This window comes from Marixanthomonas ophiurae (assembly GCF_003413745.1).
Taxonomy (GTDB): domain Bacteria; phylum Bacteroidota; class Bacteroidia; order Flavobacteriales; family Flavobacteriaceae; genus Marixanthomonas; species Marixanthomonas ophiurae.
In genome coordinates this window covers 1783772-1805837 of record NZ_QVID01000001.1, presented here as the reverse complement: position 1 = coordinate 1805837, position 22066 = coordinate 1783772, and the positions used below count along the sequence as shown (strand labels likewise).

Sequence of the window (22066 nt, the reverse complement as noted above, 5' to 3'; positions counted from 1 at the left end):
CTTTTTTTATTATTTATACAAATACACAGTATATTCATAGAGTCCATAATCATTCCGGATTATAAAATCCCTAGAAAGTTCTTGAGTAAGGAAATCTGTCAACAGGTCTAGAGATAAATGAAAAAGGTCGTCCCGCTCCCAATCTACGTCTTTGGACATAACATTGAAGGCTATCCCTTTGTCGACTTTTTCAAAAATAGCTAGTATCATTTTTTTAAAAAATAACCACATTTCATCAAAAGTAAGATCCTGTTTTTCTGTGAATACTCCGTTTAATATGGCATAATCAAAATTAGGAACCTCAGAAAGTTCGTCTTCTAAAAGATCTATACAATAAAAGTCTGTTTTCGGAAATTTCTTTCGGCTTAAATCAATAAATTTTGATGAGAGATCCGCACCAGAATAGTTTATGTTTTTATAAAGCTCTGGGTTTTTCTGCATATAACTAAGCATGTGGGCCGCACCACAACCAAAATCCAACAAGTTGGTTTTCTCATTTTCCTCCTTAATAACATCGAGCATCACTTTATAGCGGGTATAGGCATCCTTTTCATTAGGCCAATCCACACCCTTATGAGTATCACCGTGTCTTTCCAGACAACTTTCGTAATGTCGGACAATATTTTTATAGTCGCTCTTTTTTGTCATTCCAGTTTATATTGAAGGATGAGTTTGTTTGCTTCGGTTTTGGTATTGTACATTAAAACATCAATAATGGACAGCCAAGGTACAAAACTTGAATTTCCCTGTGGATATTCAATAGGTTCGGTTTTTAAGAATTTTAAGGTTATTCCTTCCATTTTAAAACTTTCTTTACTGTACAACTCTTTGCCACCCATGGCATTTATATACGTTTTGGCACCTTCTTTTTTTGCAATATGTTGAAGCCTTTGTTGCTTTTCCATACCAACCGAGCTTCCATGTTTTGCTGAGCTATATTCAAATTGAGAATGGATACCTAAATATTCTGTAACAAACATAATACTGTTCCAAGCCAAGGTTGAAATAAGCTTACTATGCTCATTCATTATAAACGTTTCAAGCTTTGGGAAAAAAGTTTGAAAACAAGGTGCTTTTTTGTATGCCAGTTCAATTCGTTTTAGAAATTTATTCTTTTCGTCTTCATTGAAATTTACTTCTGTTTCATTGATTTTTTTATTCTGGCTTATTTTTTTGCAAGGCACCGAAAACAGAAAGGATTGGTCGTTTATAAGGATATTGTTTCGGTGTATCCACCCTTTTTTTATAAAGTTGACATCATCATAGAAAATAAATTTATCTACCGAATGGATTAACTGAAAATACCCGATATACGGAAAAAAATAAGGTTGCATTATAGACAACTTCATATTGAGGTGTTTATAAGATGTACAATTTTATCTATCTCACTCTTTTTAAGACCACTATATAAGGGTACACAAAGTATCCGTTTTGAAATAGATTCAGCAATAGTAAGCTTTTTACCTTCTACATAGGGTATTGTATTCAAGGAAGGGTAAAAGTAGCGTCTTGGAAAAACCCCCTCATTGTTCAATTGTTTTATTGTTTTTATCAAACTTTTTTCAGTTTCAAATAATACGGGCATATAGGCACTGTTCCAATGGGTATTTGGACGTATTTTTAAAAATTGGAGATCAGTCAACTCAGCTTTGTACTGAGCTATATTTTTTTCCCTATCGGATATTATTTTTTGCATATAAGGCAAAACAGCTAATCCCATTGCTGCTTGTAATTCGCTCATTTTGGCATTGATGCCCAAGCCTTGAAACGACTCTTTTCCTTTATGTCCAAAATTATGGTGGTAAAATAATGTATTATGTAGTTCTTCATTTTTTGTAAAAAGCGCCCCACCTTCTCCAGTATGGAACAATTTGGTAGCATGAAAACTACAAGTACTTACATCTCCAAATTCAAAAATACTTTTACCTTTATAGGTTACGCCAAAACAATGAGCTGCATCGTAAATCACCTTTAGGTTGTGTTTTTGGGCGATGACTTCTATTTCTTCTACAGCACAGGGGTTTCCGAATACATGAGTAGCCAAAATAGCAGTTGTTTGCGAAGTAATGGCCGCTTCAATTTTTGTTTCGTCTATGGTTAAATACTCTGGGTGAATATCAACAAATACAGGTTTACACCCTTCCCAAACAATACTGCTGGTTGTGGCTACATAACTAAATGGCGTCGTAATAATTTCGCCTGCAAGCCCTAATGCTTTAATGGCTATTTGCAAGGGTAACGTACCATTGGTGGTTGCAATGATGTTTGGAACGTTTAGGTACTTTTTTAATTTGTCTTCTAGCTCCTGCACTAAAACCCCACGGTTGGTCATCCAGCCAGTATTCCAAGCTCTTTTCAATATCTTTTGATATTCCGCTTGAGGAGGCAAAAATGTTCTGGTTACATGTATCATACTGCTTAACTTGTTTTATTCTCCCAAGGAAAATCGGTTTGGTTTGAAGATACGTTCAAGAAATCGCTCAATCTTTTGTAATCTTCTTTTTTTGATACATTAATACACAGTAAAGAATTTGGAATGTCTTTAAAATAATTTTTTACAGCCTTGTTATGTTCTGTATAAAAGGCTATTAATGTCTCTTGGTTATATAAGTCGTCATCTGGGGTAGAATAAAGATATTTATGGGCCTCATAAGGATATCCTTTATATCGATATTTGGCATTTTTTAATTCCTGCGCAGTTGGTGCATGTGTACCATCGGACCATAATTTGGAATGAAACTTAACTAGGGAATGATACCATTGTTCTGCGCTTTCCCGTTCTGTTAGTATAAATTTGGCATTTTTAAAATGATGGTGCAAGACAACATACGTATAAGGAAGTGAAAATGGGATGTCTTGAAATGCCTCTGCTGTACGACAATATTTTAATATTGGTTTAAAGTTGCGCTGTGAATACTCATGGATCAACAACTCTGCTTTAGCTTGTTTTCCCATTTTATAACCAAAGTTTTTTAAGGTTTTTTCAACCGATGTTGTGCCAGTTTTATTGGCCCCAATACAAAAAACTTTTGGTTTGCTGTTTCTTAAAAACCCCATAGCGTCACTTACTTTTTAACCAATCTAATTCTAACCCGATTAAAGAACCTAACCCTTCGTTTTTTTTCTGAAAATGCTTCAACAGTAACGTATAAGTTTCATCTTTCATTTTTTCTTCGTATTTAATTTGGTGGCTTTTTTTAAGGTTCAGCTTTAATTTGTTGAAACTTTTTATATTTAAAAAACCTGCAACCAACTCTAATGATTGCAAGGTATTATTTTTTAACTCATTTGAATCGATGAACAAAAACTGCTCTTTGGAGAACAATTTAAAATACCGTTCAATTTGTTCTTTATAGTAGCCTCGCTTTACAATAGATGGCTCCAAAATAGTGGAATCCATGGCTCCGCTTATTTCAAAAGTAACCCAATCATGAAAAGAGGGAAAGTTGTTTTTATAAAAGTAGCTATAAAGTTTCTCGGTTGTATTGGCTTTTTCAAAAAACTTGGCAGCATCTGTCTTTTGAGGGGAGCGAGAAAGCAATTTATACATGTTCCACGCACTGTATGCCCTTTCTACTGGGTGGCGTAGAACAACTATAAATTTAAGATGCGGGTTGAAATCATATAGTTTTTTTGCACAGGCGGGATGGTACAGATACCGTGGAGTCGATTCAAATGAAATACAATTAGAAAAATATTTTTTAGGGAACTTGGCCAAGTATTCCTGTGCATTAAAGGTATTGTAGTTATCAAAACAATGTAATTCCTTTGGTTTTGGGGCTATTAACTGTGGGTGTTGTAAAAGGTATTTGTGTAAAGAAGTTGTTCCACCCTTTTGTACACCGATAATGATAAAAGATGGTTTTACCGTCCCAAAATTCATGATTGTCGCTTTAACTTTATAATCTGTTTAACTCAAGTAAAAAAGATTCTTTTTCAGAAACCAGTTTTTTTAAATCTTTGGTAAAGTAATCTTCTACCCCCTTGCCTTTTGGCGTGGAGTTGTTTGTCTTAGGTGCGTATAAAATGTATTCAATCTTGTTTTTATCGTAATCCATTTTTAGCAAGTAGTTATATAAATCTTGATTAAGATTGTTTTGATCAAGAAAATGAATGCTATATCTGTCCTGCATATAGCTTTTACTGTCTATATATTCCTTATCAATGTTTTTAAGCACCTGAAAAGGGTTTTTAAAATAAAACAATATATACTGTGCAGTAAGTGGACCAATGGGCAGTTCTCTTTTCACTTTTGGATGATATGACAGTGGATTGTAATCAATTAAAAAATGGACAAACTCTTCAAAAGTCAACTCTGGGTAATTAGGATACTTTTCTTTTATGATAGTCCTATTTATAAAAGGCCATTTTTTCCAATGTTCATAATTATACATAGAAATATACCGCTTAAAAACATCTCTTTTTATAGAAACTATAGGTTTGTTCTTATGTCCTATAGGTATCTGTTCACATATGCCATGTTCGTTCATAAATCCTTTTCTAGCAGAAGCAGTTCTTATGTTTGGCAGTAAAAGGTTTTGAAAAAAAGGTTTTTTTTTAAGCCCTAAATTAAATTGTGCTTTATCCCAAAATGAGGGATTGGTATGCAGATCCATTAAAATTTTACGTGCAAAAGCGGTCCCTGTTTTAGGGAAATTTATCATTATGAACTTTTCTGTTATAATCATTTTGAATGTGTTACATTAAAACGAGGCATTATGATGCTGCTGTTATTAACAAAAATAGTATCGGTTATTATGTTCTTTATTTGAAAGAAAATAATATCATCAATACGTAGTTTTGCTCGTCCTGCCCTATTTTCAATAAACCTAATTGTAATTCCATACACACCACTGTTTAAATTGGGTTTTTCTATATGAAACACTAATTTTTGAGGTATATTTTTTATAATCTCTATTGGCGATTCATCCATTAAACCTGTACCCACATTGGAAACAGTCAAATCAGATTCGTTAATAATTGCAGCAGAAGCATCAATTCTCTTTGAAGATTCCTGTAAAATACTAAACTCTAATTCTATAATTATATCATCTGATACACTGGAATACTCTGAACCTTTGTTTACTCCTATTGAATGGATTTTCGCAAAATTATTTCCTTTATTTTCAAATTCCTTATAGCTGGAAATTTTTTGAAGCTGCTTTTTAGTATAGAAGTTTACACTTTCTGTGGCACTACCTGTAAAAGTGGTATAGCCATTGTCTAATACCATCCCGGAAGTACATAAGCTCTGTACTGAATCCATATTGTGACTTACAAACAAAACGGTGCGTCCCTCTCCTTTACTGATATCCTGCATTTTACCTATTGCCTTTTTCTGAAATTCGGCATCACCAACTGCAAGTACCTCATCGACCACCAAGATATCAGGTTCTAAATGTGCTGCGACAGCAAACGCTAAACGTACACGCATCCCACTACTATAGCGTTTTACCGGAGTATCAACGTACATAGCACAACCAGAGAAATCGATAATTTCGTCTTCTTTAGCTGCTATTTCGGCTTTGGTCATCCCTAAAATGGCTCCGTTTAAATAAATGTTTTCTCGGCCAGTCAGTTCTGGGTGAAAACCAGTTCCCACTTCCAACAAAGAAGCAATACGCCCTTTTGTTTTAATACATCCAGTGGTGGGGCCTGTTACCCGAGATAAAATTTTTAAAAGGGTAGATTTTCCTGCCCCATTTTTACCGATAATGCCCAATATATCACCTTTTCCTACTTCAAAATTAATATCGCGCAATGCCCAAACATAATCCTCCTTTGCCTTTGCACTCCGGTCGTTTACACCACCTACTTTTGCATAAGGATCTCCCTTTCCTCTTATTTGATGCCAAAAACGGTTTAGGTCATGGCTCAACGTCCCTGTACCAACAAGCCCGAGGCGATATTGTTTGCTTATATTTTCGGCTTTTAGAATAGTCATTAGTTGTTAGTGGGTAGTTGGTCTTTATTGTTTTGTGATTCTAATTGAGTATTTAATTTCAAACGTACAAAAAACATATTTTTTTTGATGTATTTTTTCTTTTTTAATACTGTAAGATGTTAAACTTTACTACAGACTACCCTCTATCTACACCGTGTCAATAAAATTCTTCTCTGTCCGGTTGAAAATAATCAACCCTATCAGGAATATGCTAATAGAAAACAATAACGCATATAAAAAACCACCCCATGTAAATGTCCCGTAGTCCAGGGTTATGTAGCGGAAGCCTTCGATAATTTGGGTAATTGGATTATAAATAAAAACCCAACTGTATTCGGGTAATTTTTCCAACGCTTTGCTCAGTGGAAAAGGCACGGCCGAAATATACATTAACAAAGAGGTAGCAAACCCTACCAAAACAGTTAAATCGCGATATTTGGTTGTGACAGCCGAAATGGTCATCCCCAAGCCTAATCCCATCAACGCCATCATGATAATATATATAGGCATCAATAAAATATAAGCATTAGGGCTCACAGGTTTACCAGTAATCACAAAGTACACGTAGAATCCTATAAAAATCATCAATTGTATGCCGAACTTCAGTAAATTGGAAATAGTGATGGATAATGGCATAATAGCCCTAGGGAAATATACTTTTCCAAAAATACTGGCATTCCCCCTAAAAATGTTTGAGGTACCCGTAAAGCACGCCTTAAAGTAGTTCCAGGCAGTAATACCCGCCAAGTTAAACAAGAAGGAAGGAATGGCCCCAGTGCTCACCCCAGCCACATTGTTAAACACCAATGTAAATATCACCGAAGTAAATAATGGCTGGATAAAAAACCATAACGGACCTAAAACAGTCTGTTTGTATACAGTAACAATATCTCTTTTTACAAACAGCACCAATAAATCGCGATAGCGCCAAAGTTCCTTTAAATTAAGTGATATTAGCTTTTTGTGAGGGGTTATTTCATATAACCAGTCGTTGTCTGCTTTTGAGTTCAATAAATTTTTATTTTTTTTCAGGCGACTAATATACTAATTATGCTTCTTAGATGAATTGGATTATTGGATTATTAGACGGGGGTATGATTGGAACTTTATACTTATACAATCAGCATAGCTATTTAAATTTTTCCCAGGTTACTTTTAATCCATCCCTGACTGAAAAAAGTGGCTCATAGCCTAATAATTCTTTCGCTTTGTCAATATTAGCAAGGGAATCCCGTACATCGCCTTTTCTGGGTGAGCCAAAGTTGGGTTGGATGGTTTTTTCTGAAATATCCTGTAACGCTGCCCACAATGTATTTAAACTGATACGTTCACCATACGCTACGTTCACAACCTGATTGTTCGCCTCTTTTGAAGCAAAAAAGGCCCTTATATTAGCTTGTACTGCATTTTCTACATAAGTAAAATCGCGGGTCTGTTCTCCATCGCCATGAATAGTAGGCGGCTCGTTTTCTAGTACAGCTTTCATAAACAAGGGGATAACTGCTGCATAGGCACCATTAGGGTCCTGCTTGGGACCAAAAACATTAAAATACCGCAAGCCAATAGTATCAGTCTGGTATGTTTTACCAAATACATCGGCATATAGCTCGTTTACCAACTTGGTTACTGCATAAGGCGATAATGGTTTTCCAATACTATCCTCCACTTTAGGTAATTTTTTACTATCACCATAGGTAGAACTGGAGGCCGCATAGACCATACGCTGTACTTTTTTACTTTCTTTTAACGCTACCAACATATTTAAAAACCCGGTAACATTGGCTTCATTAGAGGTTATAGGGTCGTTAATAGAGCGTGGCACCGAGCCTAATGCTGCTTGATGGGATACATAGTCCATCCCTTCCATCACTTCTTTACAGGTTTGCAAATTCCGAATATCACCTTCTATAAATTCAAAGTCCGGATTGGTTTTAAATTCAGAAATGTTTTTAATATGCCCATTTGAAAGATTATCTAACACCCGAACTTTTTTTGCGCCATATTTTAACAAATATTCCACTAGGTTAGAACCTATAAACCCTGCACCTCCAGTTATAAGAAACGAAAGATTAGATAGGTTTCGAGTGTGGTAAGAACTATTGTACATTCTAACTGTTTTTTTTATTTCTTCCGAAGTAAATAAAGGTCTTCCTTCGTCTTGTATCGAAAACTACAATCGACCATCTGTTTTTTCAATAGGATAAAACGATTTTACATCGAATATTACTGAATTTTCTGCTGTATGTTTTTCTAACGGAAACGAAGCAAATTGGTTATGCGAAACGGCAAGTACCACGGCATCATAGTTGGTTTTTAGTTGATTTTCTTCGTTTAGCAACCCTACTTTAAATTCTTTTTTAACTTCAGCTATATTCGCCCAAGGATCATACACATCAATATTGAGGTTATACTTTTCAAGTTCGGATATTACGTCTATTACTTTGCTGTTTCTAATATCAGGACAGTTTTCTTTAAAGGTTATTCCTAATACTAAAACGTTTCCATTTTTAACTTTGGCATCTTTTTGAATCATCAATTTTATTACTTCTTGCGCTACATAATTTCCCATGCCATCGTTCATACGCCTTCCGGCCAAGATAATTTCAGGGTTATAGCCCTCTTCCATTGCTTTTTGTGCTAAGTAATACGGATCTACACCTATGCAATGCCCCCCAACTAAGCCAGGAGTGTATTTTATAAAATTCCATTTGGTAGCGGCTGCTTCTAATACTTCATCCGTATTAATATTAAGCAACCTGAAAATCTTTGACAGTTCGTTTACAAAAGCAATGTTAATGTCCCGTTGCGAGTTTTCAATCACTTTAGCCGCCTCTGCCACTTTTATGGAAGAAGCCTTGTGGGTGCCAGCAGTTATAACAGTGGCGTAAAGACTATCAATATAATCTGCAGCTTTTTCGGTAGAACCGGATGTAACTTTTAAAATATTGGTTACCGTATGTTTTTTATCTCCAGGATTGATACGCTCGGGTGAGTATCCAGCATAAAAATCGCTGTTGAAACAGAGTCCAGAGGTTTGTTCTAAAATCGGGACGCAAATTTCTTCAGTAACACCAGGATACACTGTAGATTCATATATTACCACGTCTCCATTTTTTAAGACTTTCCCTATGGTTTCACTGGCTTTTTCCAAAGGAATAAGGACGGGTTGGTTGTATTTGTTGGTTGGGGTGGGCACCGTTACAATATAGACAGTTGCTTCAGAAATATCTTTTGGTTTTGATGTAACTGATAAACCTGTAGTCCCTTTTTTATTTAATACAGCTTGTAAATTGGCTTCTGAAACCTCTTGAGTAGTATCTTTTCCTTTTTGTATTTCTGAAATACGTTCTTCATTAATATCAAGACCAATAACCTTGTATTTTGAAGCAAAAGCAACAGCTAAGGGAAGGCCAACATAGCCTAAACCTATTATCGCTATGGTAGGGTTTTCTTTCATAAAAAGTTTCTTATTATAATTTTGGGTTGCAAAAATAAAAAAGCATTGGCGTAAATATATTCCTTTAACGTTTAAATATATTTTTTATACGCGTAAGCAAGGACGGCTTTTTGGCATTTTGATGGTAGCCGTTTCCATATTTACCATAGCCATAACCGCCATACCCGTAACCATAGCCATAACCATATTTTGCCTTTTCTTCAAAAAAGTTCATTACAATACTGATGTTAGTTATTTCACCTGTTCGGTATTTTTCATTAACGATATCAAACATGCCCTTTTTGGTATAATTTTGCCGCACCATATAAATGGTTGCATCGGCATATTTAAGAAGCTCGAGAGCATCGGCTACTAAACCCAATGGTGGTGTATCTAGGATAATATAGTCATACTGCTCTTTAAGTTCATCTATTAATCGGGACATGTTTTCGCCCATAAGCAGTTCTGATGGGTTAGGAGGCACCGGTCCCGACGTAATAACATCCAAGTGACCGACTTTTGTTTTTTGTATGATTTCATCAATCGAAGCATCTTCAATCAAGTAATTGACAACCCCAACTTTATTGTTTATCTCAAAATCGTCAAAAATCTTTGGCCTGCGTAAATCTAATCCTAGCAACACTGTTTTCTTTTCACTTAATGCAAAGACCGATGCAATGTTAATGGAGGTAAAGGTTTTCCCTTCACCACTTACAGAAGACGTTACCAATACTGTTTTGGCGCCAGTGACCCCTTGTTTTTTATACATAAATTGCAAACTGGAACGCAACGCCCGGAAGCCTTCGGCAACGGCCGATTTAGGTTTGGTAACCACCGCTAAGTTGTTTTCCAAATAGCTTTTGCCAATTACGCCTAGAATAGGAATTTTTGTATTTTGCTCTACATCTTTTATAGTTGTTACTTTCGTACTGAAAAACATTCTCAAGATGATAAACATTAAAGGAATAAGAATTCCAAGCAATAATGCTATTATGTAATTCATTTGGGTATTGGGGCCTATTTGTCCACCACCTGTATCTTTTGCAGAATCTATAACCAACACATCACTTACATTCGCTGCTTTTACCAGCCCTGCTTCACTGCGTTTTGACAAAAACAGGTTGTAGGTACCCTCGCTCAAGTTGTAACGACGTTGAATCTTCAACAACTCTTGTTGTTCTTTAGGTAGTCCCCGTATTTCAGATTCGTATTGCCCGATGTTACTGTTTATACTGGACAACTCCTGATTTTTAAGCTCTTTTGAAGAACGAATATTTTCTAATAATACTCTTTTTACAGCATCAATCCTACGGTCAATATCCGCAAATACTGGAGCCCCTTCTCTATAAGAGTACTGTAATTTGTTGCGTTCTTCTGCCAGTGAAACAATCCGACCAACCCCACCAATAATACTACCCTCTTGAATACCTGCTACGGAAGGTGCTGGCACATTTCGGTAATCGGTGCGGTTTACTAAATAATCTTCAAGTGTATTATAATAATTTGTTTCCCTTTCTATATCTTCTTTCCGAAGGTCTAATGCATTTAATTTAGCGCTTATTTCTTGTCCTTCAGTCTCTAGGTTGAATATTTCATTTTTGCTTCTGAATGCATTCAGCTCATCTTCCACATTACCCAATTCTCGAGATTTTTCTGTTAGGCTACTGTCAATAAAACGGATGGTCTTGGTAGCAAATAGATTTTTACGCTCCAACATATCCTCGCTCAGCACTGCAACCGAGGCATTTAAGTAATCTACCAATTGCGCTTTATTGGCACCGCTTAACAATAATTTTAAAACGGATCCTCCTCTTGATTCAGGACTTACATCTACCTTGGAATACCGCCCCACTATGCCATCAAAATTATAAAATGAAATATAATATGGAACGCCAGGAACCACTTCAACTTCTTCAAAAGGCACAAGAGTAACCCTTAAGAAAGGAAGTTTTACCTTTTCACCCAATTTATATTCACGGGAAAATTTTTGTGCTTCAATAAATTGAGTTGTTTTCTCTTTGGTATGGTAATTTTGAAGAGATTCGCTGTTGCCTTCAAAGACAGAAGATAGTGTATAGGTAACAGAATCTTTAAACACAATCTTAAACTGCTTTCCTACTATTTGCACTCCACTGGTATCCACCTCTACCAAAAAGGGTGTTTTTTTATAAGCATTTACTTGTTGATATTCCCCGTCTTTTAAATAATCCATATAATATTGGAGTCGCTCCACCACTTTCTCATTGTGCGAACGGGATGTTAAATTTATTATGGCGGTATTAACTTTATCTGTTGTTCCACCCCAATTAAAGGTGAGACTTGTATTACTCGTAAAAAAAGGGTTTTGATCGTCTTTTATGGAAATCAAGGTATCCATACTATATACTGGCAACTTTCTTACATTTATGTAGTAAGCAATAGTAAAACCTATGGCAAGTGAGATTAAAAACAACGGCCAATAAGCCAATATTTTTAACAACAGGCTTTTAATATCGAAAGAGGCACTAATCTCTTTTATGTCAAATTCTTCACTCATTATAGTCTGGTTGATAATAGAAGAATGGTTGAAAAAGCTGTTACAACAGTTATGATAGTCCTAAATGTTTCAAAACCGGTTTTTCCAGTACCTAATGATTTTTGAGGCAATGGGTTAATCAAGATTAGGTCGTTTGGCTTTACATAATAGTAAGGTGAATTCATGGCATTGATACTGGTTAAATCTATATGATGTACTTTTTGACCTAATGGATACTGCCTAATGATTACTACATTTTTACGGTCGCCAGTAATTTCAATATCACCACTATTGGCAATGGCTTCCATAATGCTCACTTCGTCTCTATAAATTATATTTGATCCAGGGTTTCCAATTTCACCATTAATAGTATAACGTATTCCAGCTAATTTTACCGTTACAAAAATATTAGCCTCGGCTTTAAAGAAATCTTCCAATAACGTTTTTTCTATTTTTTCTCGAACTTCCTCCACCGTTAGGCCCAATACATTTACTTCGCCTAAACTAGGTACACGAATGTTGCCGTGCCTGTCCACCACAAAACCATCATAATACAATTTTTCTTCACCCGTGGCATTGGGATTAGCATCATTTATTGGGTTAAAAATTCCCACGGTTTCCTGATCAATCGCTTTTACCCGGATACTTAATAAATCATTTACATGCAATCGATACGGTTCTTGTTCTTTTTGAATAGGGATTAAACTGTCTTCCACTACGCCATCTTCTTGTAAATATGTCAATTGTTTGGTAGTTACACAGGAAGACACACATATGGTAAGGATCAATAAAAGGATCAGGTGTGTAGATTTCATAGATTGCCGGCTTGTTGCACAACAAATATAACGCAACGATTGTAATAATAAAATATATTTCATTGTAAGTGATTAAAATCCCTTTATTTTGCAAAAAGCTATCACGTGAATTACCTTTCAGTAGAAAACATATCAAAGTCATACGGAGAACGCATTCTTTTTACGGATATTTCCTTCGGAATCAATCAAGGCCAAAAAATTGGTTTTGTCGCTAAAAATGGAACAGGAAAAACCTCTTTGTTGAACATTCTTTCAGGAGCCGACATTCCCGATACCGGAGAAGTGGTGTATCGTAAAAACTTGAAAGTATCCTTTCTGTCGCAAGAGCCTAATCTAGACCCCAAGCTTACCATTGAAGAAACCATTTTAGCTTCAGAAAACCCTATTTTAAAAACAATTGCTAAGTATGAACGTGCCCTGGAAAACCCAGAAGACACCGAAGCTTATCAAAAAGCTTTCGATGCAATGGACGCTCAAAACGCTTGGGATTTTGAAACCAAATACAAGCAAATACTTTCTAAGCTAAAACTGGACGACCTCAACCAAAAGGTTGCTTCGTTAAGTGGCGGACAAAAAAAGCGATTAGCGCTAGCGATTGCACTTTTAACCGGTCCCGATCTATTGGTGATGGATGAGCCAACCAACCATTTGGACCTTGAAATGATCGAATGGCTAGAAGAGTTGTTTGCTAAGGAGAATTTCACCCTATTCATGGTAACGCACGACCGTTATTTTTTAGAACGCGTGTGTAATGAAATGATAGAACTGGATCAGGGCAACCTCTATAGCTATAAGGGAAATTACAGTTATTACCTAGAAAAACGGGATGCCCGAATAGAAAACCAAGCCACCGAAACCGAAAAAGCCAAACAACTCTACAAAAAAGAATTGGACTGGATGCGCCGGCAGCCCAAAGCCCGAACCACCAAAAGCAAATCACGTATTGAAGATTTTCACGAAATAAAATCACGTGCTAGCAAACGTCGTAACGATCACGAAATACAATTAGAACTCAACATGGAGCGCTTGGGTACGAAGGTGGTGGAATTGCATAATATTTCGAAAGCGTATGATGACAAAGAACTTTTTACCAATTTTGAGTATAACTTCCTTCGTGGGGAACGCGTGGGTATTATTGGTAAAAACGGTACGGGAAAATCTACTTTTTTAAACATCCTTACCGGCAAACAAGAACCAGATACTGGTAAAGTGGTGATTGGTGAAACAGTTAAGTTTGGCTATTACACCCAAAAAGGAATTAAAATAAAGGAAAAACAAAAGGTAATCGATGTAGTTCGGGAATTTGGGGATTACATTCCGCTTAAAAAAGGAAGACAAATTTCGGCACAACAACTATTAGAACGGTTTATGTTTGATCGTAAAAAGCAATACGATTATGTAGAGAAACTGAGCGGTGGCGAGCGCAAACGATTGTATTTATGTACCGTGCTTATTAAGAACCCAAACTTTTTAATACTTGATGAACCTACAAACGATCTGGATATTGTAACCCTAAATGTTTTGGAAAGTTTCCTATTAGATTTCCCAGGTTGTTTAATCGTAGTATCACACGACCGATATTTTATGGATAAGATTGTGGACCACTTATTTGTTTTTAAAGGAAAAGGTGAAATACAAGATTTCCCTGGCAATTACAGTGATTACCGAACCTATGAAGACAGTAAACCCAAAAAAGCACCTAAAGCTAAAACCGAAATAGTAGAACCCCCAAAAACCGATTCGAAGAAAGACGCTACCAAAGCCAAATTAAGTTATCATGAACAAAAAGAACATAGAAACCTAGAGAAAGAAATTGCCAAACTAGAAAAAGAAAAAGAAGCATTACAAAACAAATTCGCAACAGAAGATTGGGACGGCGAAGAAATAGACAAACAATCTTTAAAGCTGCAAGAATTAATCGATGCCATTGAAGAAAAGGAAATGCGTTGGTTTGAGTTGTCGGAGAAGGCATAGACCTTCAATATAGCCCTCCTACCATAGGAGCACTCCGTCTCCGAAAAGATATATTTAAGGTGGTTGAGTGAATTTGCAAGCACGATAGTGATTGTAAATTTGTATCGAAACAACCTATTAAAACAACAAAATAAAAGGTGGTTGCGTAAATTTGTATAAAAGCCATTATTACTATAATCTCATATCTAAAATCTAATGTCTCATATCTAAAACGTGAAACACCAGATACTCTCATACCTTTCTTTTTTGCTTCGAGCGACCAACCAACATGGAGTGCACTCGCCATTTGTATATCAATTGCTTACCCAATGTTTTTATGATAAGAAAAAATACAATGTCTATAAAACATTGAAAAATCACAGAGAATCCCTACTAGCTGATTCAGAAAAAATAGAAGTAACTGATTTTGGTGCTGGTTCTAGGGTTTTTAAAACCAATAATAGAAAAGTTGCTGATATTGCGAAACACGCGGGTATCACTTCTAAAAGTCAAAAACTATTATTTCGATTGGTTCATTATTATCAACCTACAAACATCTTGGAATTGGGTACTTCCTTAGGGATGGCAACGACCGCAATGGCTTTAGGAAACTCCAGTGCAACCATAAAAACGGTGGAAGGCTGTCCAAATACCTTACAAAAGGCAACCGACTACTTTGCAAACCACAATATTTCAACCATAAAAACCCATCAACAGTCTTTTGAAAGTTTTTTTGATAAACATCCTTCAGAAATATTCGATTTGGTATTTATAGATGGGAACCACAATAAAGAAAATACGCTAAAGTATTTTAAATGGTTACTGAACCATATCAACAATGATTCAGTTTTAATATTTGACGATATATATTGGAATAAAGAAATGACCGAAGCGTGGCAGGAAATCCTAAAACACCCAAAAGTTACTGTAAGCGTTGACACCTTTCAATGGGGCTTGGTTTTCTTCAGAAAAGAACAGCGAAAGCAACATTTTTCCATTCGTTTGTAACATCTGTGTTACCTTTGCGTCTTATGGAGACAGAGCAAGCTAATTAAAACACAAGCATGGGTTCACTCATTAAAATACGAGATATAAGGCGAGACTTCCCTTTAGGGCAAGAAATCGTAAAAGTTTTAAAAGGAATAGACCTAGATATCGATAAAGGGGAATACGTCGCCTTAATGGGACCATCAGGCTCCGGAAAGTCAACCTTAATGAATTTATTGGGCTGTTTAGATACGCCCACTTCTGGAAGCTACGAATTAAACGGCATCGATGTAAGCAACCTTACCGATGACGAACTCGCCGAAATACGAAACAAAGAAATTGGTTTTGTATTTCAAACTTTTAATTTATTACCTAGAACCACTGCCTTAGACAATGTTGCCTTGCCTATGGTATATGCCGGAGCATCGAAAACTGCCCGTGCAGAACGAGCTGCAGAGGTATTGACCGATGTAGGTTTGGTAGATCGTATGGATCACAAACCCAATCAACTTTCAGGAGGGCAACGTCAACGTGTGGCCGTGGGTCGTGCTTTGGTTAATAAGCCGTCTATTATTTTAGCCGATGAGCCTACCGGAAACCTAGACTCCAAAACCTCGGAGGAAATCATGAACCTCTTCGATGCCATTCATAAATCTGGGAACACTGTTATTTTAGTAACCCACGAAGAAGATATAGCTGAAAAAGCGCATCGTATTATTCGCCTTCGAGACGGAATAATAGAGAGCGACACAAGAAAAGAAGTAGTGAGTAGTGAGTAGTGAGTAGTGAGTAGTGAGTAGTGAAAAAAGTGATTGTTTTTTTAAATATGACAAAATAAGCCTCAATCCTCTATGAAATTTTATCTCTTTTCTTTCTGAAAAAAGCAGTAACCAAAAACTGCCAACTGTCGGTTGAGTAAATGTGTAAGTCCGCAGGAATTACAAATTTGTATCGAAACCACCTTCAAACTGCCTATTGTCTATTGTCTAAAATTTAAAGCTAAAATCAGCCGATCTGTAATTTCTTATTTGGAATTTGGAATTTGCTCCTTGCCTCTGTATCTTCACACACTATGGATACATCTTTCTTTTCAAACCCTATTGTACTCGCCGTGGGTGGTATTTTATTACTGCTACTCCTCTATTTATGGAACAAAAGAAACACCAAAGCCTTAAGCAAAAGAAGGCGTAGAAATTTTAGAAATGATTATTTTGAAAAGAAAAAAGAAAAAGAAACTAGGGAGTAAATAGTATTAGCTTCCTTCAGAAATATAATACCATGAAAATATATACTAAAACCGGTGACAAAGGCACTACAGCTCTATTTGGCGGTACGCGTGTCCCTAAATACCATATCCGCATTGATAGTTACGGAACAGTTGACGAATTAAACTCATATATTGGCCTTATTCGTGATCAAAAAATTGATCCGCGTTCCAAGGAAATTTTAATTCACGTACAGGATCGACTTTTTACATTAGGTGCTATTTTAGCCACCGATCCTGAAAAGGCGATGCTAAAAAGCGGCAAAGAACGCTTAAACATCCCAAAAATTGAAGAAGAAGATATCGAACGACTAGAAACCGAAATGGACACGATGAACGATAACCTCGCTCCTATGACACACTTTGTACTCCCTGGCGGACATCCTACTGTGTCATATTGTCACATAGCCCGTTGTGTCTGTCGTCGGGCGGAACGTTTAGCTACGTTATTGCACCATGAAGAACCTATTGATGAGCGTGTTTTAAAATATTTAAACCGCCTATCTGACTATCTATTTGTGCTGGCACGGAAATTGACTCATGACCTGCAAGCTGAAGAAGTTAAATGGATTCCAGAGAAAATATAAGGTTTTCTCATAAAATTTAATATATTATAAATCAGCGATTTAAAAACGTTCTTTAAAATATAGCATAAATAATTGCGATTTTTCTTGACTTTTTAATCGAAAAAATTATTTTTGCAGAAATTATAAAACACAAAGTGCTATGTATTGGACTTTAGAATTAGCATCCTATTTAAGTGATGCACCTTGGCCGGCAACAAAAGATGAATTAATAGATTACGCCATTAGAACGGGAGCTCCACTAGAAGTAGTGGAAAACCTACAGGCTATTGAAGATGAAGGCGACTCTTACGATTCTATTGAAGAAATTTGGCCAGACTATCCTACAGATGATGATTATCTGTGGAATGAAGATGAATATTAATAACGGCATATCAATGCTACGTTACAACAATAACTGAAATACTAATTAAAAAGTCTCTATACTCATAGAGGCTTTTTTTTTGCTCAAAACAAAAAAATATGACAATAAATAAAACAAACCATCTTCTTGGTTACCTTATTTTTTTGCAGTTTTTTTGTAGGTATCAATCACGGCTTCCTGTCCGCACTTTTTTTGAGCATAAAACACACCAGTAACCCATGAAAATATTAGATAATATTTTAAAAGCTTTTGTTGGAGACAAATCCAAAAAAGACATAAGTGAAATTCAACCCTACGTTGATAAAATTAAAGAGCACGAAAGTGCTATGTCTAGCTTATCTTTAGATGAATTAAGGGCCAAGTCCGATACGTTTCGTGCTAAGATTAAAGAAGATCAAAAAGACCTACAGCAACAAATTGATCAATTACGGATCGATGCTGATGCGGAAGAAGATATTGACAAGAAAGAGGAAATCTATAACCAAATAGATGCGCTGAAAGACAACCGCTACGAAGTTGAAAAAGCAACCCTCGAAGAAATACTTCCTGAAGCTTTTGCAGTGGTAAAAGAGACTGCAAAACGTTTTAAAGACAACGAAACACTTACTGTAACCGCCTCTACCTACGATCGTGAACTTTCTGCTACTAGAGATTATGTTACTTTAGATGGTGAACAAGCCACTTGGCAAAACTCTTGGGATGCGGCAGGAAAAGAAGTGACTTGGGATATGGTTCACTACGATGTGCAACTTATTGGTGGAGTTGCTATGCACCAAGGAAAAGTAGCCGAGATGCAAACAGGGGAAGGAAAAACATTAGTAGCAACACTTCCTATGTATTTAAATGCCTTGGCCGGTAATGGTGTACACTTGGTAACCGTAAACGACTACTTAGCAAAACGTGATAGCGCTTGGATGGCTCCTATTTTTGAGTTTCACGGTATGAGCGTAGATTGTATAGATTATCACCGCCCTAATAGTGAAGAGCGTAGAAAAGCCTATAACGCAGACATTACCTACGGAACCAATAACGAATTTGGTTTTGATTACCTGCGTGATAATATGGCGCACAACCCTAAAGATCTTGTACAACGCCCACACCACTTCGCAATTGTCGATGAGGTCGATTCTGTATTAATTGATGATGCTCGTACGCCTTTAATTATCTCCGGACCTGTACCAGAAGGGGATCGTCACGAATTTAACGAGTTAAAGCCAAAGGTTCAAGATATCGTTAACGTACAACGTAAATACCTAACAGGAGTATTAGCCGAAGCTAAAAAACTAATTAAAGAAGGAGATACCAAAGAAGGTGGTTTTCAATTGCTTCGTGTGTTCCGTGGATTACCTAAAAACAAAGCATTGATCAAGTTTTTATCTGAAGACGGCATCCGCCAATTGCTTCAGAAAACTGAAAATCATTACATGCAGGACAACAACCGCGAAATGCCAAAAGTTGATGAAGAACTGTATTTTGTGATTGATGAAAAGAACAATCAAATAGAATTGAGCGATAAAGGTGTAGAGTACCTTTCCGGTTCTGATAATCCAGACTTCTTTGTGATGCCCGAAATGGGAACAGAAATAGCAAAGATTGAAGATCAAGAGCTTCCTAAGGAAGAAGAAGCTGAACTGAAAGAAGTGCTATTCCGTGACTTCGGAATTAAAAGCGAACGCATTCACACCCTCAACCAATTACTAAAAGCATACGCGCTATTTGAAAAAGATACACAGTATGTAGTAATGGAAAACAAGGTGATGATTGTCGATGAGCAAACAGGTCGTATAATGGATGGTCGTCGCTACAGTGATGGCTTACACCAAGCGATTGAAGCCAAAGAAGATGTGAAGATTGAAGCAGCAACGCAAACATTTGCGACAGTTACCCTTCAAAATTACTTCCGTATGTACCGCAAATTATCAGGTATGACAGGTACAGCAGTAACAGAGGCAGGCGAACTTTGGGAAATCTACGAGTTAGATGTGGTTGAAATACCAACCAACCGCCCAATTGCACGTCATGACCGGGAAGATAAAATTTATAAAACCAAACGTGAAAAATACAACGCCGTAATTGATGAAGTGACAAACCTTTCAAAAGCGGGTCGCCCAGTCTTGATTGGTACTACCTCGGTAGAAATTTCAGAATTATTGAGCCGAATGTTAGGCATACGTAAAATTCCACATAACGTGTTGAATGCGAAAATGCACAAAAAAGAGGCCGATATTGTAGCTGAAGCAGGGAAAAGCGGGATGGTAACCATCGCCACCAACATGGCCGGTCGTGGTACCGATATTAAACTAAGCAAAGAAGTTAAAGAAGCCGGTGGTCTCGCCATTGTAGGTACCGAACGCCACGATAGTCGTCGTGTAGACAGACAATTGCGTGGACGTAGTGGACGACAAGGAGATCCAGGTAGCTCACAGTTCTACGTGTCGCTAGAAGATAATTTAATGCGTTTATTTGGTAGCGAGCGTATCGCTAAGATGATGGACCGTATGGGGTTAGAAGAAGGCGAAGTGATTCAGCATTCTATGATTTCTAAGTCTATTGAGCGGGCGCAGAAAAAAGTAGAGGAAAATAACTTCGGAATTAGAAAGCGTTTGCTAGAATATGATGATGTGATGAACGCCCAAAGAGAGGTGATTTACAAACGTCGTTACCATGCTCTATTTGGTGAGCGCCTTCGCGTAGATGTAGCTAATATGATTTTTGAAACTTCTGAAGCTATTTCAGAAAGTAACAAAATGGCACAGGATTATAAAAACTTCGAGTTTGAATTAATTCGCTATTTCTCTATGAGTTCCCCTATTTCTGAAAAGGAATTTGAGAAAATGAACACCTTAGAGATTGCCGGAAAAGTATATAAAGCTGCTTACCAACATTACCAAGAGAAAATGTTGCGTAATGCCGAGATGGCCTTCCCGGTAATTAAAAATGTGTATGAGAACCACAAAGACCAATACAAACGAATTTTAGTTCCGTTTACCGATGGTGTAAAAACCCTAAATGTAGCGACCGATCTTGAAAAAGCATACGAGTCTGAAGGGAAGCAATTGGTACAGGATTTTGAAAAAAATATCACTCTTGCTATTATTGACGATTCCTGGAAAACGCACTTGCGTAAAATGGATGAGTTGAAGCAATCAGTTCAATTAGCCGTACACGAACAAAAAGATCCTTTATTAATCTACAAGTTTGAAGCTTTTGAACTCTTCAAAGTAATGATTGATAAGGTAAATAGAGAAGTAATTTCCTTCTTATTTAAAGGGGAGTTACCACAAGAAAACCAACAGCAAATTACCGAAGCAAAGCAAGTTCGTAATAAGGAAAAACTCAGCGAAGAAAAAGAGGAAATCCAAAACATGGACGAGCGTGCTGCTCAATCTCGTGCTGCTGGTGACACCCAACGTCAACAACAACAGGTTACCGAAACCATTGTACGCGAACGCCCTAAAATAGGTCGTAATGAAAAAGTAACCATTAAAAACGTAATGAGTGGTGAAAACAAGACTATGAAATACAAGCAAGCCATACCTTTATTAGATAAAGGCGAATGGGTACTTACTGAAGCGTAATTATTTTTTAAAATTTAATTTGAACCCTGAAAAGTTATACTTTTCAGGGTTTCTTTTTTTGGTATCTTTAGCACGATTAAAATCTACAAATGAAAAAGTTAAAAATAGAGTTTAAATGGGCTATCGTTTTTACCATTACCCTTCTTGCCTGGATGTTACTTGAAAAAACATTAGGCTGGCACGAGGAAAACATAGCAAACCATTGGTGGTTAACCATGTTATTTGCCCCTTTTGCTATTTTTATCTACTTATTGGCAATTCGCGAGAAAAGAAGGAGGGTTTACAACAAAAAAATGACCTGGTTACAGGGTTTTATTTCAGGTACAATCTTGACTGTTTTTGTGGCCTTGCTTTCTCCTATTGCCCAATACATAACGCATAACTACATTACCCCAGAATACTTTAAAACTGTTATAGAGTACTCAATTACTAACGATTTAATGACGCGTACCAATGCCAACGATTATTTTAATATTACCAATTATATGTGGCAATCTGCTTTTGGTGCTTTGGGATTTGGCATTGTTACGGCGGCGATAGTAGCTATTTTTACTAGGAAGAAATAATCGAAAAAGATTCTTATCAGCATCAAAAAAAGTATGGAGTACAGTTTAAAACAGTAAGAA

General features: G+C 36.6%; 20 protein-coding genes. 8 read left to right on the top strand and 12 right to left on the bottom strand.

Annotation, left to right across the window (positions count from 1 at the left end; genetic code table 11):
- Nucleotides 1–9 precede the first annotated feature (9 nt).
- From DZ858_RS08315 to DZ858_RS08260, 12 genes are all read right to left on the bottom strand, one after another.
- A complete protein-coding gene (locus tag DZ858_RS08315) occupies nucleotides 10–648 on the bottom strand; it encodes a class I SAM-dependent methyltransferase (RefSeq protein WP_117159097.1) in 639 nt (212 codons plus the stop codon).
- On the bottom strand, nucleotides 645–1349 hold the full coding sequence (locus tag DZ858_RS08310; RefSeq protein WP_117159096.1) for a WbqC family protein: 705 nt from the start codon (nucleotides 1347–1349) through the stop codon (nucleotides 645–647). The genes DZ858_RS08315 and DZ858_RS08310 overlap by 4 nt, the downstream gene beginning before the upstream one ends.
- Entirely contained in the window at nucleotides 1346–2413 is a 1068-nt protein-coding gene (locus DZ858_RS08305) for a DegT/DnrJ/EryC1/StrS family aminotransferase (protein ID WP_117159095.1), read from the bottom strand. Before DZ858_RS08305 ends, DZ858_RS08310 begins: the two co-directional genes overlap by 4 nt.
- Before the next feature lie 5 nt (nucleotides 2414–2418).
- On the bottom strand, nucleotides 2419–3057 hold the full coding sequence (locus tag DZ858_RS08300; protein ID WP_117159094.1) for a sulfotransferase: 639 nt from the start codon (nucleotides 3055–3057) through the stop codon (nucleotides 2419–2421).
- A gap of 4 nt (nucleotides 3058–3061) precedes the next feature.
- Nucleotides 3062–3883: a sulfotransferase domain-containing protein gene (locus DZ858_RS08295; RefSeq protein ID WP_117159093.1), complete on the bottom strand. Its 822-nt coding sequence runs from the start codon at nucleotides 3881–3883 to the stop codon at nucleotides 3062–3064.
- A gap of 16 nt (nucleotides 3884–3899) precedes the next feature.
- On the bottom strand, nucleotides 3900–4688 hold the full coding sequence (locus tag DZ858_RS08290) for a hypothetical protein (RefSeq protein ID WP_117159092.1): 789 nt from the start codon (nucleotides 4686–4688) through the stop codon (nucleotides 3900–3902).
- Nucleotides 4685–5944 (bottom strand): ABC transporter ATP-binding protein, encoded by a 1260-nt coding sequence (locus DZ858_RS08285; protein WP_117159091.1) that lies wholly within the window; start codon nucleotides 5942–5944, stop codon nucleotides 4685–4687. The genes DZ858_RS08290 and DZ858_RS08285 overlap by 4 nt, the downstream gene beginning before the upstream one ends.
- A 147-nt stretch (nucleotides 5945–6091) precedes the next feature.
- Nucleotides 6092–6955 carry an ABC transporter permease gene (locus tag DZ858_RS08280; protein ID WP_117159090.1) on the bottom strand — a complete coding sequence of 288 codons (864 nt, stop codon included), beginning with the start codon at nucleotides 6953–6955 and terminating at the stop codon, nucleotides 6092–6094.
- 118 nt (nucleotides 6956–7073) lie between these two features.
- Entirely contained in the window at nucleotides 7074–8051 is a 978-nt protein-coding gene (locus tag DZ858_RS08275) for an SDR family oxidoreductase (protein WP_117159089.1), read from the bottom strand.
- A 63-nt stretch (nucleotides 8052–8114) separates the two neighbouring features.
- Nucleotides 8115–9401, bottom strand: coding sequence for a nucleotide sugar dehydrogenase (locus DZ858_RS08270; RefSeq protein ID WP_117159088.1), 1287 nt, complete (start codon nucleotides 9399–9401; stop codon nucleotides 8115–8117).
- Nucleotides 9402–9465: 64 nt separating this feature from the next.
- Nucleotides 9466–11916 (bottom strand): polysaccharide biosynthesis tyrosine autokinase, encoded by a 2451-nt coding sequence (locus DZ858_RS08265; RefSeq protein WP_117159087.1) that lies wholly within the window; start codon nucleotides 11914–11916, stop codon nucleotides 9466–9468.
- A complete protein-coding gene (locus tag DZ858_RS08260) occupies nucleotides 11916–12710 on the bottom strand; it encodes a polysaccharide biosynthesis/export family protein (RefSeq protein ID WP_117159086.1) in 795 nt (264 codons plus the stop codon). Before DZ858_RS08260 ends, DZ858_RS08265 begins: the two co-directional genes overlap by 1 nt.
- A 105-nt stretch (nucleotides 12711–12815) precedes the next feature.
- Here DZ858_RS08260 and DZ858_RS08255 point away from each other — a divergent pair, with 105 nt between their 5' ends.
- The 8 genes from DZ858_RS08255 (at nucleotide 12816) to DZ858_RS08225 (ending at nucleotide 22006) form a co-directional block, all read left to right on the top strand.
- Nucleotides 12816–14684 carry an ABC-F family ATP-binding cassette domain-containing protein gene (locus DZ858_RS08255; protein ID WP_117159085.1) on the top strand — a complete coding sequence of 623 codons (1869 nt, stop codon included), beginning with the start codon at nucleotides 12816–12818 and terminating at the stop codon, nucleotides 14682–14684.
- 213 nt (nucleotides 14685–14897) lie between these two features.
- Entirely contained in the window at nucleotides 14898–15671 is a 774-nt protein-coding gene (locus DZ858_RS08250; RefSeq protein ID WP_117159084.1) for an O-methyltransferase, read from the top strand.
- 56 nt (nucleotides 15672–15727) lie between these two features.
- Nucleotides 15728–16429, top strand: a complete 702-nt coding sequence (locus tag DZ858_RS08245; protein ID WP_117159083.1) for an ABC transporter ATP-binding protein — start codon at nucleotides 15728–15730, stop codon at nucleotides 16427–16429.
- Nucleotides 16430–16722: 293 nt separating this feature from the next.
- On the top strand, nucleotides 16723–16896 hold the full coding sequence (locus DZ858_RS15165; protein ID WP_158548359.1) for a hypothetical protein: 174 nt from the start codon (nucleotides 16723–16725) through the stop codon (nucleotides 16894–16896).
- Between the two features lie 32 nt (nucleotides 16897–16928).
- Nucleotides 16929–17501 carry a cob(I)yrinic acid a,c-diamide adenosyltransferase gene (locus DZ858_RS08240; protein ID WP_117159082.1) on the top strand — a complete coding sequence of 191 codons (573 nt, stop codon included), beginning with the start codon at nucleotides 16929–16931 and terminating at the stop codon, nucleotides 17499–17501.
- A gap of 139 nt (nucleotides 17502–17640) precedes the next feature.
- On the top strand, nucleotides 17641–17862 hold the full coding sequence (locus DZ858_RS08235; RefSeq protein ID WP_013070580.1) for a DUF2795 domain-containing protein: 222 nt from the start codon (nucleotides 17641–17643) through the stop codon (nucleotides 17860–17862).
- Between the two features lie 218 nt (nucleotides 17863–18080).
- A complete protein-coding gene (gene secA / locus DZ858_RS08230; RefSeq protein ID WP_117159081.1) occupies nucleotides 18081–21440 on the top strand; it encodes a preprotein translocase subunit SecA in 3360 nt (1119 codons plus the stop codon).
- A gap of 89 nt (nucleotides 21441–21529) precedes the next feature.
- Nucleotides 21530–22006: a DUF4199 domain-containing protein gene (locus DZ858_RS08225; protein ID WP_117159080.1), complete on the top strand. Its 477-nt coding sequence runs from the start codon at nucleotides 21530–21532 to the stop codon at nucleotides 22004–22006.
- The last annotated feature ends 60 nt before the right edge of the window (nucleotides 22007–22066 follow it).